Below are 14,217 nucleotides of genomic sequence, written 5' to 3' on the forward strand. Positions count from 1 at the left end.
TTCGCGCGACTCTGAAGTCACCGATTGGGTTATCGGCCGGATCAGCGGTTCTCTTGAAGCGGGGGTTCAAGATTCGTTGCGCAAGGATTACCCTGCGCGGCGGTTCTCACCTTCCAACGGCAAAGGATTCATCGTGTACATCAAGGGACGCTACATCGTGTCGGCCTGTGCGCTGCTGTTTTTGCAGCAGGCACTGGCGAGCGGAATGGACTGCACAAAGGCGGCGAGTGTTGTGGAGAAGGCGATTTGCGCGGACAAGCCGCTGTATGAACTGGATGCGCAGATGGGGGCGGCTTACCGGAAGTTGATGAAGGCCACGCCGGCGCAGACCGAAGTGAAAAAGGCCCAGCGTGAGTGGCTGAAGGAGCGTGATCGGTGTGGCGAGGAGGTCAGTTGCCTGAGTCAGCGTTATCAGGATCGTTTGCAGGTCTTGCACGCGCAGTGGATCGACGCAGTGGCCTACAAACCGGACGAGATCGATAAACAGGTCATGGAGGATCTGCAGCTGCTGGTTCGGGAGATGAGCAAGGAGAATCCGGAGTTTGCGCTGGAGCGGGCGTTGGGCTCTCTCACAACCGCCAACGGCGAAACCTCGTTCTCCGGCGATCCCAGCGACGACAACACTTACGATCAGACTTTGTTTCCCAAAAGCATTCCCAAGGGTGTAACTCAGAATGAATGGGAAGCGCTTAATGCTTCCGGCCTTGACGCTGAAGCCGAGCAGGGCCAGGCGAATTACACGTTGATAGACCTGGACGGCGATGGCCAACGAGACCTGATCGTTTCAACCTACACCGGTGGTACCGGCCTATTCAGCTTCTATGAAACCTTCCGTCGCGATGGAGAACGGTTCACCAGAAGACTGGCTCCCTATGATCTGGACGCCGGCGCCGGCAGCTCGTTGTTCTCTACCAATGATCGAGGCGCCAACCAATCGGCAGGCTGGATCAAATCTCATGGAAGGATGTATCTCGCCTATCGCAACGGATCATACGGCGCTGATGATGTGTACTTGCTCAATCCCCTTAAGATCAACAGCCAGATGCCGACCGTCACGGTTCGTTACGACTACAAACTGACGGTACCTCGCAGTCAGCACCGTGATGCAGATGACACCGCCTACAACATTGAGGCAGGTTTGCAAAAGACACTGACCCAGGCGCTGATCAAATCAAACGCTGGCAAACCTCTACTAACAAACCCGCAGCAAGGTCCCATTTGCCCCGTTCCTGCTTCAGAAGAAGACCCTGAAAGCTACAACAGCTATGGCGCCAGTTATTACGCAGTAGAACCGGTCACAGACATGCCAGTGATCATCGCCAACGAGTGTTACATCGCAAGGCTGATCAATTGGTTCGGAAGTTATGACGAAAAAAACGGCCTGCCCGCCTTGCTGATGCTACGCAAGCCAGGGCCAGAAGGCACCGAGCTTAGTTACTCGGTCAACGGGCGCCGACATGTCACGCAGGTCAGCACCTCAATTGGCAAAGCCGAAGGTGGGGCTGAGTTCTTTTAGGCCACTGTTCTACGCAGCAGAAAGACACAAAAAAGCCCCGCGTAGATTACTCTGCGCGGGGCTTTTCAATAGATGGTGTCCCAGGGCAGGTTCGAACTGCCAACCTTCCCCTTAGGAGGGGGATGCTCTATCCAATTGAGCTACTGGGACACAGGACTGTCGGTGCGACAGACGGCGTGCATGTTAACGGCCGGGCCCTGATTTGTCATGTCGTCCGCAGGGCTTTTTAAGTGTAGGCAGGCGCCTTGCAAGGGTGCCGGATGTTTTACCGTGCAATTTGCATCACCGCAAAAAGCCATCATTGCAGAATGCAATGCACCCTCATCTAAAAACCCTGTTAAATGCTTGTTTTTAAAGGACTTAACAGCGGTTAGACTATTGGCACGACGGCTGCTTTACCGGTTCTTATACAAGAACAATCGGAGACTCGTCTCATGAACAGCGCCCTCGTGTTCGCAAACGCAATCGCACTGGCCGTCCTGGTGGGCTTTCACTTCGTCCCCGAGGACAACGAGAAAGTGGCCGGGCGCATGCCGCATTACCTGCAAGTGCAGAAGGCGCCGCAATGGGCGGTGTTGAGCGATCAGAGCTTCGCCCCGCAAGCGGTCAGCGAGTCTGAAAAGGCGTTGCCAGCGCATTCGACTGAACGTCTGGTGTTTTGAAATATCTTCAGGAGTACAGCATGTCCAAGTCAGCTGCAGGATTTTTGATCCTCGCCTTATTGAGTGGCCTCGGGCATTTCTCGCTGTTCGAGGAAACCGAAATATCCCTGCCCCTGATCGGTTGTGGCATTTTCTCGGCGCTGTTCGTATTGGCGCTGGTGGCCGGGCGCAAGATCAAGTTTGACCCGGTACTGCGCTGAACCTGACCAGCTCCAGCAGATGATTGACGGCATCGGCCAGGTCACCCGAGTTGTCAATCAGGTGAACAGGGCTGTCTGTTGATCGCCTGTCCTTGAACAGCGTATTGCGGGCCAGCCGCGCATCGATCTGCTCAAGCGTCTCCCGGCCACGCCGGAGCAGGCGCTCACGCAGGACATCATCCCGAACCGTCAGCAGCACCGGCACCAGCGTCGGGTAGCTTTGCAGCGCTTGCCGAAGGTTCGCCCGAGAGCCATTCACCAGCACGTGCTTACCGGCTTTCAACCATTGGTCCATTTCCACCGGAATCCCGTAGGCGAGACCGTTGGCCTCCCACGCCAGCGAAAACTCGCCAGCGCGCTGGCGTTGCTCGAACTCCTGCGGCGTCACGCCGATCGCATCCTCGCCCACGGATTCAGCCGAACGAGTGATCACTCGTCTGATGATTTCGCAGTTCAACGCCCGCAAGGGTTCCCGCGCAGCCTCGATCAGACTGTCCTTGCCGGAGCCGGAAGGTCCCATGAGGTAAATCAGCCTGCCATCCATCCTGAAAACGCCCTCCGGCGGGCATTTGCCCCTAGTAAATCGGCCATTTGCCACTATCCTGTACAAGGTAAGGAACAACGATTCAACCCGCATAGCATGCACGTTCTGACGCCTTCGGGCATCTGTCGACGTGTTTCAGGACGCGGTCAGCGATACGGGCCGATGCTTTCTTTTCAAACCAGTCCGCATTTCTGATAATTGGTGCTGGCATTACGCCTTTACCCGGATCAATATTTGTCACAGAATTGACGCCAATGATCTGGCAATTTTGAGGCATGATGCGCGCCTCTTAACAATTCAGGTTGAACCATTTGGCGCGGATGCTTGTCCTACCACACATCCTGCGGCCAATCCCGAGAACCGCTCCCCTGAACTAACCGGTTAAATATATGCGCCCATTGAAACAGGCAATTTATTCCAGCCGTACGGCTGACAAGTTCGTCGTACGTCTGCCAGACGGAATGCGTGAACGCATTGCCGAGGTGGCTCGCAATCATCATCGCAGCATGAACTCCGAGATCATTGCGCGCCTTGAGCAGAGTCTTATTCAGGAAGGTGCACTGGGCGAAGAGCTGAGCATGCGCCTGGACAGCCCGGAGCTGTCGCTGCACGAACGCGAGCTGCTGCAACGCTTCCGCCAGCTCTCCCATCGCCAGCAGAACGCGCTGGTCTCTCTGATCGCCCACGACGCCGAAATGGCCGCAGACGCATCCTGAGTCAAACCGAACATCTCAAGCCAGCATGAATGCTGGCTTTTTTTTGCCTGCAATTCGGGTTTTTCAGGGGCGAAAAAAAGCCCGCCGATCGGCGGGCTGTTTCATTGCAGTCAGTCAGAGCAGGAAAATCGTCGCCAACCCCAGGAAGATGAAGAAGCCACCACTGTCGGTCATGGCCGTGATCATCACGCTGGCGCCCATCGCCGGATCGCGGCCCATCTTGGCCAGGGTCATCGGGATCAACACCCCCATCAACGCTGCCAGCAGCAGGTTCAACGTCATGGCGGCCGTCATCACTACGCCCAGTGACCAGCTGCCATAAAGCAAGTAAGCGACCACACCGATCACCCCACCCCAGACCAGGCCATTGATCAACGCCACGGCCAGCTCTTTGCGCATCAGGCGCGAAGTGTTGCCGGTGCTGACCTGATCGAGGGCCATGGCGCGAACGATCATGGTAATCGTCTGGTTGCCGGAGTTGCCACCGATACCCGCCACGATCGGCATCAGCGCCGCCAGGGCCACCAGCTTCTCGATCGAACCTTCGAACAGACCGATCACCCGCGATGCGACGAATGCCGTGATCAGGTTGATCGCCAGCCACGCCCAACGGTTGCGCAGGGACTTCCAGACGGAGGCGAAGATGTCTTCCTCTTCACGCAGACCCGCCATGTTGAGGACTTCGCTTTCGCTCTCCTCACGAATCAGGTCGACCATTTCGTCGATGGTCAGACGGCCGATCAGCTTGCCGTTCTTGTCGACCACCGGGGCCGAGATCAAGTCGTAACGTTCGAAGGCCTGAGCAGCGTCGTAGGCGTCTTCATCCGGGTGAAAACTCACCGGGTCACTGGCCATGACTTCGGAAACCTGTTTCTCCGGGTCATTGACCAGCAAACGCTTGATCGGCAGCACGCCCTTGAGCACGCCGTCGTAGTCGACCACGAACAGCTTGTCGGTATGGCCCGGCAGCTCTTTCAGGCGACGCAGGTAACGCAGGACCACTTCAAGACTGACATCCTCACGGATGGTCACCATCTCGAAGTCCATCAGCGCACCGACCTGCTCCTCGTCGTAGGAGAGAGCCGAACGCACACGCTCGCGTTGCTGCTGATCCAGAGTCTCCATCAGCTCATGGACGACGTCTCGCGGCAGCTCGGAGGCCAGGTCAGCAAGTTCGTCGGCATCCATGTCCTTGGCCGCGGCCAGGAGCTCATGATCGTCCATGTCGGCGATCAGCGTTTCACGGACGGAATCGGATACTTCGAGAAGGATGTCGCCGTCGCGATCGGCCTTGACCAGCTGCCAGAGCGTCAGACGATCGTCCAGCGGCAGGGCTTCAAGAATGTAGGCGACGTCGGCGGAGTGCAGATCATCGAGCTTGCGTTGCAGCTCGACGAGATTTTGCCGGTGGACCAGGTTCTCGACCCGGTCATGATGCGGGCCTTCCTGGCGATGAGTCAGGTCTTCGACGACCCGCTGGCGCTGCAGCAGCTCGACCACCTGAGCCAGGCGATCCTGCAGGCTTTCCTGTGTTTTCTTTACTTCGATTTCGGACATAGGCGAACTCCACTCCCAGCAGCGGGGCACGCCGGAAGGATCAATCAGTCAATTCATGATTGGTGAAACGGGTTACTGAATAACTACTGGGTAAGTCCATGGAGGTTTTCCATAAGCCCCGGCGGGGCTGACGGGCGCAATGATACACCGCCTGACGGTTTTAAACGTTAAAAAATAGTGGCTGAAACAAGCGCTTGCGAGACAAAGCTGAGCGCTGTCCTGATCCTTCACACTGCGACGACTCATCCTGAAAAGAAAACACACCGGCGGTGAAAAAACTGCCAGCTACGCTTGATAAGGACCGTCATGGAGGACGCCGAATGCCATCGAAAACATCCCGACTCATGCTGACCACCCTGCTCTGCCTGCCCACCATCGGGAGCGCAACGACACTTCATCGCTGCGAAGCCTCTGATGGTAGCGTCACGTTCACCACATTGAGTTGCGCGAACAACGAGCACCTTTCATTTCAGGAAGTGCGCCCCTACTCACCCGGCTCGACAGTCACCCTGATACCCGAAGCCCGGCACGAAGAAATATCCGGTATGACTATCAGAAAACGAGAAATGGCCGTCGTCGGGCGCACCCAGGATAAATGTGGAGATCTGATCGACGCGCGACAGAAACGCGAGGCGATCATCAATCAACGAATCATCGCCGGCATGAGCCAACAGGATGTTGAAAGCGCTCTGGGCAAACCCGACAAGGTGAGCATTCGCAATTCGGCAACGAGTTATCGTTACGACCTCAAGCGAGGCCGTAGTGCTCAAATCGATTTTGATGAGAAAGGATGCGTGACGGGAAAAACCAAATCCCGGACAGCAAAAAGCCCGCGTTAAACGCGGGCTTTTCGGTATATGGTGCACTCGACAGGATTCGAACCTGTGACCGCTCGGTTCGTAGCCGAGTACTCTATCCAGCTGAGCTACGAGTGCAATTTGTGTTTTTAGACCAGACCACAACTGGCTGTAACCAAGTCATCCGCATCGCTGCAACTGACTCTTAAATGGTGCACTCGACAGGATTCGAACCTGTGACCGCTCGGTTCGTAGCCGAGTACTCTATCCAGCTGAGCTACGAGTGCAGTTTGTGTTTTTAGACCAGATCACAACTGGCTGAAGCCGAGTCATTTACATCGCTGCAATTGACTCTTAAATGGTGCACTCGACAGGATTCGAACCTGTGACCGCTCGGTTCGTAGCCGAGTACTCTATCCAGCTGAGCTACGAGTGCATTTGTTGCGCCGCATTATAGCCCGTCTAATCTCTATTCCAACCACTTTTTCTATAAATTTCAACAACTTACAGAAAAAGCCAGATTACAACGTACTAAGCAAATAATGGCGGAGAACGGGGGATTCGAACCCCCGACACCCTTGTGAGGTGTACTCCCTTAGCAGGGGAGCGCCTTCGGCCACTCGGCCAGCTCTCCGCAACACGGGGCGTATATTAACCAGCTTCTTCCCCGTTTGCAAACATAAAAATCGATAAAAATTAATGGCTTGGTTCTTCGTCCTTCTCTTTCTTTATACGCAGATAGATTTCTTCACGGTGCACGGCCACCTCTTTCGGGGCGTTGACGCCGATACGCACTTGATTTCCTTTGACGCCGAGCACGGTCACGGTGATTTCGCCATCACCGATAATCAGGCTTTCTGCGCACCGACGAGTCAGAATCAGCATACCTTTCTCCTCACGCGAATCATTTCAGGGACAACAGTCTGCAAAAAAAAGGCACCCGACCTACAACCGGAGCGATCGTAGCCCTACATGCCTGAGTATTGACCAGCGCGAGCAAAAGAACAGTTCAGGGCCCGCGCCATTCAAAAAATAAAGGGCGCGGTCAGACCGCGCCCTTCAGACAACGCATCACTCGCCCTGACGGGCCGGAGCGTCGAGTTCGAAAGCCGTGTGCAGGGCGCGCACGGCCAGTTCCAGGTACTTCTCTTCGATCACCACGGAAACCTTGATTTCCGAGGTCGAGATCATCTGGATGTTGATGCTTTCTTTAGCCAGGGATTCGAACATGCGGCTGGCCACGCCTGCGTGGGAACGCATGCCGACGCCGACGATCGAGACCTTGGCAATCTTGGTGTCGCCAACCACTTCACGGGCACCGATCTCGCGAGCGGTGTTTTCCAGCACGGTCTGCGCGGACTGGTAGTCGTTGCGGTGCACGGTGAAGGTGAAGTCGGTGGTGTTATCGTGCGCGACGTTCTGCACGATCATGTCGACTTCGATGTTCGCGGCACTGATCGGGCCGAGAATCTTGAACGCCACGCCCGGGGTGTCTGGCACGCCACGGATGGTCAGCTTGGCTTCATCGCGGTTGAAAGCGATGCCGGAAATGATCGGCTGTTCCATGGTTTCCTCTTCATCAATAGTAATGAGGGTGCCCGGACCCTCCTTGAAGCTGTGCAGTACGCGCAGCGGAACGTTGTACTTGCCGGCGAACTCCACCGCGCGGATCTGCAGCACCTTGGAACCGAGACTGGCCATTTCCAGCATCTCTTCGAAGGTGATCTTGTCCAGACGCTGAGCAACCGATACCACACGCGGGTCAGTGGTGTAGACACCATCGACGTCGGTGTAGATCTGGCATTCGTCAGCCTTCAGCGCAGCGGCCAGCGCCACGCCGGTGGTGTCGGAACCGCCACGACCCAGGGTCGTGATGTTGCCGTGCTCGTCGACGCCCTGGAAACCGGCGACCACAACCACGCGACCTGCTTTCAGGTCACCGCGAATCTTCTGGTCATCAATCTGCAAGATACGCGCTTTATTGTGCGCGCTGTCCGTCAGGATCCGCACCTGGTTGCCGGTGTACGACACCGCCGGCACACCGCGCTTGATCAGCGCCATGGCCAACAGGGCGATCGTTACCTGCTCACCGGTGGAAACGATCACGTCCAGTTCACGCGGAACCGGTTGATCTTCGCCACTGATTTGCTTGGCCAGATCGATCAGACGGTTGGTTTCGCCGCTCATTGCAGACAGCACAACCACCAGGTCATCGCCGGCATCGCGGAATTTCTTAACCTTGTCGGCGACCTGCTCGATTCTCTCGACAGTGCCGACCGAGGTGCCTCCAAATTTCTGTACGATCAAAGCCATTTCAAAGCCGCCTCTGCCCATGAAGGGCGCCCAATAATCACTCAAACAGCCGCCGGACCCGCCACTAGACTGCGGGCCCGACGGGCCGTCTTATAAACCCTGCTCGACGAATGGAACGGTCAGCGCCAGTGCGCCATCCAGTGCGCCGGCGTCGACACCGCCGCCCTGCGCCATGTCCGGACGACCACCGCCCTTCCCGCCCACTGCCGCAGCAGCCTGTTTCATCAAATCACCGGCTTTGAGTTGGCCAGTCAGGTCCTTGGTTACGCCTGCAACCAGTACGACCTTTTCCTCATGGACACTGCCGAGCAGGATCACTGCGCGGCCGAGTTTGTTTTTCAGCTGATCGACCAGCGCCAGCAGCGCCTTGCCGTCCTGACCATCCAGACGCACGGCCAGCACTTTCACGCCCTTGACGTCCACGGCCGAGGCCGACAGATCGTCGCCTGCGGCAGCAGCGGCCTTGGCCTGCAACTGCTCGAGCTGCTTTTCAAGCGCACGGTTGCGCTCCAGCACAGCCGACAGCTTGTCGATCAGGTTGTCGCGGCTGCCCTTGACCAGGCTGGCCGCTTCCTTGAGTTGTTCTTCAGCAGCGTTCAAGTAAGCCAGCGCCGCAGCGCCGGTGACCGCTTCGATACGACGCACACCCGATGCCACACCGCCTTCGCTGATAATTTTCAGCAGGCCGATGTCGCCGGTACGGTTGGCGTGGATGCCGCCGCACAGCTCGACGGAGAAATCACCGCCCATGCTCAGCACGCGCACGTTGTCGCCGTACTTCTCGCCGAACAGCGCCATCGCGCCTTTCTGCTTGGCGGTTTCGATGTCGGTTTCTTCGGTTTCAACGGCGGAGTTCTTGCGGATCTCGGCGTTGACGATGTCTTCCAGCGCCTTGATCTGCTCCGGCTTGATCGCTTCAAAGTGGCTGAAGTCGAAACGCAGGCGCTGACTGTCGACCAGCGAGCCCTTCTGTTGAACGTGATCGCCCAGCACTTTGCGCAATGCAGCATGCAGCAAGTGCGTGGCCGAGTGGTTCAGCGAGGTGGCGTGACGCACGTCGGCTTCGACGTGGGTTTCCACCGGTGCGCCAACGATCAGGCTGCCCGACGCCAGTACGCCGTGATGCAGGAACGCGCCGCCGGTCTTGGTGGTGTCGCGCACGTCGAAACGGCTGTTGCCGGCCTGCAGATAACCGCAATCGCCGACCTGGCCGCCGGATTCGGCGTAGAACGGGGTCTGGTTCAGCACCACAACGCCTTCCTGCCCTTCACTCAAGACGTCCACGGACTGGCCATCTTTATAGAGAGCAACGACTTTCGCCGAACCGCTGGTGGCGTGGTAGCCGGTGAATTCGGTATCGACATCAACCTTGACCAGGCTGTTGTAGTCCAGGCCGAAGGAGCTGGCGGAACGTGCACGGACGCGCTGGGCTTCCATTTCACGCTCGAAACCGGCTTCATCAATGGTCAGGCTGCGCTCGCGGGCGATGTCCGCGGTCAGGTCCATCGGGAAACCGTAGGTGTCGTAGAGTTTGAATACTACGTCGCCTGGAACCACGTCGCCTTTGAGCTCGGCCAGATCCTGTTCGAGGATTTTCAGGCCCTGTTCCAGGGTCTTGGCGAATTGCTCTTCTTCGGCTTTCAGTACGCGCTCGATGTGCGCCTGCTGGGATTTCAGCTCCGGGAAGGCTTCGCCCATCTCGGCCACGAGTGCGGCAACGATCTGGTAGAAGAAGCTGCCCTTGGCGCCCAGCTTGTTGCCGTGACGGCAGGCGCGACGGATGATCCGGCGCAGCACATAACCGCGACCTTCGTTGGACGGCAGTACGCCGTCGGCAATCAGGAAGCCGCAGGAACGGATGTGATCAGCCACGACTTTCAGCGATGCCTGAGCATCGTTGGTGCAGCCGATCGCCTTGGCGGATGCGGCCAGCAGGCTCTGGAACAGGTCGATTTCATAGTTCGAGTGAACGTGCTGCAGCACGGCACTGATCCGCTCAAGGCCCATGCCGGTGTCCACCGACGGGGCTGGCAGCGGGTGCAACACGCCGTCGGCGGTGCGGTTGAACTGCATGAACACGTTGTTCCAGATCTCGATGTAACGGTCGCCGTCTTCTTCCGGCGAGCCCGGTGGGCCACCCCAGATGTCGGCGCCGTGATCGTAGAAAATCTCGGTGCAAGGACCGCACGGGCCGGTATCGCCCATGGTCCAGAAGTTGTCGGAGGCGTAAGGCGCGCCTTTGTTGTCGCCGATGCGCACCATGCGCTCGGCCGGCACACCGACTTCCTTGGTCCAGATGTCGTAGGCCTCGTCATCGCTGGCGTAGACGGTGACCCACAGCTTTTCCTTCGGCAGGTTCAGCCACTTCTCGGAGGTCAGAAAGTTCCAGGCGTAGGTGATGGCATCACGCTTGAAGTAGTCGCCGAAGCTGAAGTTACCCAGCATTTCGAAGAAGGTGTGGTGACGGGCGGTGTACCCGACGTTTTCCAGGTCGTTGTGCTTGCCGCCGGCGCGCACGCATTTCTGGCTGGAGACGGCGCGGGTGTACGCGCGCTTTTCCTGGCCCAGGAAGCAGTCCTTGAACTGGTTCATCCCCGCGTTGGTGAACAGCAGGGTTGGGTCGTTGCCCGGAATCAAAGAGCTGGAGGCTACACGGGTGTGGCCTTGCTCTTCGAAGAAGCGAAGGAAGGCTTCACGGATTTCTGCGCTTTTCATTAGGTTCTTCCACGGAGGCTGCGGCCAAAGGCCTGTACGAAACGTCAACAGACGAAACGACGGCAAAGGGCCGCATTATATCGGCCCTGCGCGCGGGGTACAGCGTGTTTATACGATAGAAACGGTCAATTGGGTGGCTAACGCTGTCACTTGCGCGAAAACTCGACGAATGTCGCGACCACTTGCTCGATTTGCGAGCGATTGACGTCCATGTGCGTGACCATCCGCAGCCGGGCGGCAGCGCTCAATTTGATCCCGCGCTCGGCGGCAAACGCCTTGATCGCCTCGGCACGGCCGCCCATCTGCACGTAAACCATGTTGGTCTGCACCGGCTCGACACTGAAACCGGCCTCCCGCAGGCCTTCGGCCAGAAATTGCGCGTTGGCATGGTCATCCGCCAGGCGCTCGACGTGGTGATCCAGCGCATACAACCCCGCCGCCGCCAACAGTCCCGCCTGACGCATGCCGCCACCGACCATTTTGCGCAGGCGCCGGGCCTTTGCAATCAACGCCGACGAACCGCACAACACCGAACCGACCGGCGCACCGAGACCTTTGGACAGGCACACCGAGACCGAATCGAAATATTGGGTGATTTCCCGGGCATCGACCCCGAGCTTGACCGCCGCGTTGTACAGCCGCGCGCCGTCCAGATGCAGCTGCAGGCCATTGTTCTGAGTGAACTGACGGGCCCGGGCCAGATACTCCAACGGCAGCACTTTGCCCTGCATGGTGTTTTCCAGCGCCAGCAGGCGGGTGCGGGCGAAGTGGAAATCGTCAGGCTTGATCGCTGCTGCCACCTGATCCAGGTCCAGCGAACCATCGGCCTGCACTTCCAGTGGCTGTGGTTGAATCGAACCAAGTACAGCTGCACCTCCGCCCTCGTACTTATAGGTGTGCGCCTGCTGGCCGACGATGTATTCGTCACCGCGCTCGCAGTGCGCCATCAGCCCCAGCAGGTTGCTCATGGTGCCGGTCGGGACGAACAGCGCCGCAGCAAAACCCAGCCGTTTTGCCAGTTCGGCTTCCAGACGATTGACCGTCGGATCTTCGCCATACACATCATCGCCGGTGTCGGCGCGGGTCATCGCGTCGAGCATGGCGGGAGTCGGTTGGGTGACGGTGTCGCTGCGAAGATCGATAACGCTCATGAACCTGGCCTCTGGTCAGCAGGGGAAATCCCTTTACGAAGAGGAATTACTGCGGGCACGGCGCGGATTAATCAACCCTCGCGCAAGGAAAAGTCGTTTCCTGTGCTTCGAAAAATCCGATGGCAATCATCATAAAGGCGCAATGCACAGCCCGCCGATCTGTGTTAAAAACGCTGCGCCGCCCGATAAAGGGTGGCGAAACGTTCTCAGGGCGGGGTGCAATTCCCCACCGGCGGTAATTGCGCGCAATGCGCATAGCCCGCGAGCGCTTGGTGACGGGCACGGCAAAAACCGTGAGCGGCGGCAAGGTCAGCAGACCCGGTGTGATTCCGGGGCCGACGGTCATAGTCCGGATGAAGAGAGAACGGGATTGACGCCAAAGGGCCGTCCGCCGTGTATGCGCGAGCGTGCGTACCCTTGAATCCCTTTCGATTCATAACGCCCTGTTTTTCACACAAACAGGAGTCAGAACATGCAACCCACCGCTATCGACAGCAAAAGCAAACACACTCACGGCGAGCGTGTCGCGTTCATCCAGGCCTGCTGGCACAAGGAAATCGTCGACCAGAGCCGTAAAGGCTTCCTCGCCGAAATGATCGCTCAGGGTTATCAGGAATCGGACATCGATTTCTTCGAAGTCGGCGGCGCTTTTGAAATGCCGCTGCACGCCAAGCTGCTGGCCAAGACCGGGCGTTATGCCGGTATCGTTGCCGCCGCACTGGTGGTGGACGGCGGAATCTACCGTCACGAGTTCGTCGCCCAGTCGGTGGTCAGCGGCCTGATGCAGGTGCAGCTGGAAACCGAAGTGCCGGTGTTCTCGGTATCGCTGACCCCGCACCACTTCCATGCCGGCGAAGAACATCAGAAGTTCTTCTTCGAGCATTTCGTGCACAAGGGTCAGGAAGCGGCGAAGACCTGCGCCGATACGTTGCAGAAAGTGCGTGCATTGCGCCGCACCGAGCCGCGTGCTGTAGCGGTCTGATGCAATAACGATCTCCCCCGCGCACTGCGTGGGGGAGATTCAGTTTCAGGCAAGATTTTCGTCAGTGGTCGGCACGATCAGAATGCCCGCCCGCAAGCCGTTCTTGACCTTGGGATTGGGGAAGATGATCCGCGCGCCCTGCTCTTCGATGATCCAGCGGGTATTGGCCAGATCTTCGGCCAACACATAACCCACATCCAGTTCCGAAAAGTTTTCGATGTCCGCCGGCAGGTTCAGGCGGAACGCATCGCTGTGCTTGATGATTTCCCGTGCCACGCTGAACAGTTGCAGACCGTCCAGGCCCTGCTCGGCCATCTCAGGCTCAGTGCCTTCGATGATCTGCTTCAGGCGGGTTTCCAGCAGCGACACATTGACCCCGGCGTTCTGCCCGAATGGCCGCGCCTTGCCTAGCTCCAGCGTGAAGGACTCGGCGCCGAGCTTGTCGTAGGTGTAGGAACTGAACACGATCGACGGTTTGTTCTGCAACAGCACCGCCTCCATGCCGGCGGCGCGCAAGCGGGCCAGTTCAAGACGGGAATGCTGGCGACCTTCCTTCCACGGATACAAGGCGAACTGCTCGATCTTCGAACCGCGAATCGCGGTGTGCAGGTCGTAGTGCAGGCGCTGACGATCAGGAAGGCTGAAGAAACTCGCCGCCAGACGTTCCAGCTCGCAGGCGCGCAGGGCTTCGGAACCGCTGCTTTGTTCGTGACGGCCATTGAACAGCCGATTGACGTCCTGCTCGACGAAACGCTCGCCCTTGCGAATCGCTTCCGGGTTGCCGAACAGGAACAGAATGCGTGCGCGCGGCTTCAGATCGCCGCGAGCGATGTCATGCAGCAGCCGGTCGAGCAGTTCGATCGGCGCTGTTTCATTGCCGTGGATGCCTGCCGACAGCAGCAGGTCCAGGCCATTGTCGCGCGCTTCGGGTGGCCGGACTTCCAGCGCCCCCTCGCTCAACCAGCGCATGCGCACGCCTTCGACAGTCAGTTGAGTCTTCTCCGCCGGTTCGCGGCCGGCGAGGGTCAGTTCAAGCAGTTTGCCGAGGGCGAGCATAGAGCGGT

At 58.2% G+C, this 14,217-nt stretch carries 13 protein-coding genes, 5 tRNA genes and 1 riboswitch; of the genes, 6 read left to right on the top strand and 12 right to left on the bottom strand.

The genetic code is table 11. The features are described 5' to 3' along the window. The first annotated feature begins 133 nt into the window (after positions 1-133). A complete protein-coding gene (locus KJY40_RS22960; RefSeq protein ID WP_230733002.1) occupies positions 134-1,516 on the top strand; it encodes a lysozyme inhibitor LprI family protein in 1,383 nt (460 codons plus the stop codon). Positions 1,517-1,589: 73 nt separating this feature from the next. On the opposite strand, the gene KJY40_RS22965 is transcribed toward KJY40_RS22960, so the two are convergent. Further along, positions 1,590-1,666: transfer RNA gene (locus tag KJY40_RS22965), tRNA-Arg, on the bottom strand. A 284-nt stretch (positions 1,667-1,950) separates the two neighbouring features. Between KJY40_RS22965 and KJY40_RS22970 the strand changes: the two genes are divergently transcribed. Continuing rightward, entirely contained in the window at positions 1,951-2,178 is a 228-nt protein-coding gene (locus tag KJY40_RS22970; RefSeq protein WP_230733005.1) for a hypothetical protein, read from the top strand. A 20-nt stretch (positions 2,179-2,198) separates the two neighbouring features. Next, positions 2,199-2,378, top strand: coding sequence for a PA3371 family protein (locus KJY40_RS22975; RefSeq protein ID WP_221615372.1), 180 nt, complete (start codon positions 2,199-2,201; stop codon positions 2,376-2,378). Here the strand turns inward: KJY40_RS22975 and phnN are convergent. Next, a complete protein-coding gene (gene phnN / locus KJY40_RS22980) occupies positions 2,353-2,922 on the bottom strand; it encodes a phosphonate metabolism protein/1,5-bisphosphokinase (PRPP-forming) PhnN (RefSeq protein WP_230733007.1) in 570 nt (189 codons plus the stop codon). The genes KJY40_RS22975 and phnN overlap by 26 nt on opposite strands. Before the next feature lie 389 nt (positions 2,923-3,311). On the opposite strand from phnN, the gene KJY40_RS22985 reads away from it, so the two are divergent. Continuing rightward, on the top strand, positions 3,312-3,638 hold the full coding sequence (locus KJY40_RS22985; protein ID WP_003178899.1) for an Arc family DNA-binding protein: 327 nt from the start codon (positions 3,312-3,314) through the stop codon (positions 3,636-3,638). A gap of 114 nt (positions 3,639-3,752) precedes the next feature. On the opposite strand, the gene mgtE is transcribed toward KJY40_RS22985, so the two are convergent. Further along, entirely contained in the window at positions 3,753-5,195 is a 1,443-nt protein-coding gene (mgtE, locus tag KJY40_RS22990) for a magnesium transporter (protein ID WP_007960287.1), read from the bottom strand. A gap of 320 nt (positions 5,196-5,515) precedes the next feature. Here mgtE and KJY40_RS22995 point away from each other — a divergent pair, with 320 nt between their 5' ends. Beyond that, complete coding sequence (locus KJY40_RS22995; protein ID WP_230733008.1) at positions 5,516-6,034, top strand: cell envelope protein SmpA; 519 nt, start codon at positions 5,516-5,518, stop codon at positions 6,032-6,034. A 19-nt stretch (positions 6,035-6,053) separates the two neighbouring features. On the opposite strand, the gene KJY40_RS23000 is transcribed toward KJY40_RS22995, so the two are convergent. The 8 genes from KJY40_RS23000 to ltaE form a co-directional block, all read right to left on the bottom strand. Beyond that, positions 6,054-6,130 (bottom strand) — tRNA-Arg (locus KJY40_RS23000). A gap of 72 nt (positions 6,131-6,202) precedes the next feature. After that, positions 6,203-6,279: transfer RNA gene (locus tag KJY40_RS23005), tRNA-Arg, on the bottom strand. A gap of 72 nt (positions 6,280-6,351) precedes the next feature. After that, positions 6,352-6,428: transfer RNA gene (locus KJY40_RS23010), tRNA-Arg, on the bottom strand. 107 nt (positions 6,429-6,535) lie between these two features. Continuing rightward, positions 6,536-6,626, bottom strand: a tRNA-Ser gene (locus tag KJY40_RS23015). 62 nt (positions 6,627-6,688) lie between these two features. Then, complete coding sequence (gene csrA / locus KJY40_RS23020; protein ID WP_002554426.1) at positions 6,689-6,877, bottom strand: carbon storage regulator CsrA; 189 nt, start codon at positions 6,875-6,877, stop codon at positions 6,689-6,691. Between the two features lie 186 nt (positions 6,878-7,063). Continuing rightward, positions 7,064-8,305 carry an aspartate kinase gene (locus KJY40_RS23025; protein WP_007951048.1) on the bottom strand — a complete coding sequence of 414 codons (1,242 nt, stop codon included), beginning with the start codon at positions 8,303-8,305 and terminating at the stop codon, positions 7,064-7,066. Between the two features lie 90 nt (positions 8,306-8,395). Continuing rightward, positions 8,396-11,020, bottom strand: coding sequence for an alanine--tRNA ligase (gene alaS / locus KJY40_RS23030; protein WP_129974031.1), 2,625 nt, complete (start codon positions 11,018-11,020; stop codon positions 8,396-8,398). Positions 11,021-11,166: 146 nt separating this feature from the next. Then, positions 11,167-12,171: a low-specificity L-threonine aldolase gene (ltaE, locus tag KJY40_RS23035; protein ID WP_230733009.1), complete on the bottom strand. Its 1,005-nt coding sequence runs from the start codon at positions 12,169-12,171 to the stop codon at positions 11,167-11,169. A 198-nt stretch (positions 12,172-12,369) separates the two neighbouring features. After that, a riboswitch (FMN riboswitch) is annotated at positions 12,370-12,541 on the top strand. Between the two features lie 102 nt (positions 12,542-12,643). On the opposite strand from ltaE, the gene KJY40_RS23040 reads away from it, so the two are divergent. After that, positions 12,644-13,153 carry a 6,7-dimethyl-8-ribityllumazine synthase gene (locus tag KJY40_RS23040; protein ID WP_011335530.1) on the top strand — a complete coding sequence of 170 codons (510 nt, stop codon included), beginning with the start codon at positions 12,644-12,646 and terminating at the stop codon, positions 13,151-13,153. 45 nt (positions 13,154-13,198) lie between these two features. Here KJY40_RS23040 and astE read toward each other — a convergent pair whose 3' ends face one another. Then, entirely contained in the window at positions 13,199-14,209 is a 1,011-nt protein-coding gene (astE, locus tag KJY40_RS23045) for a succinylglutamate desuccinylase (protein ID WP_007951052.1), read from the bottom strand. Between the last annotated feature and the right edge of the window lie 8 nt (positions 14,210-14,217).

This window comes from Pseudomonas fitomaticsae (genome assembly GCF_021018765.1).
GTDB classification, from domain to species: domain Bacteria; phylum Pseudomonadota; class Gammaproteobacteria; order Pseudomonadales; family Pseudomonadaceae; genus Aquipseudomonas; species Aquipseudomonas fitomaticsae.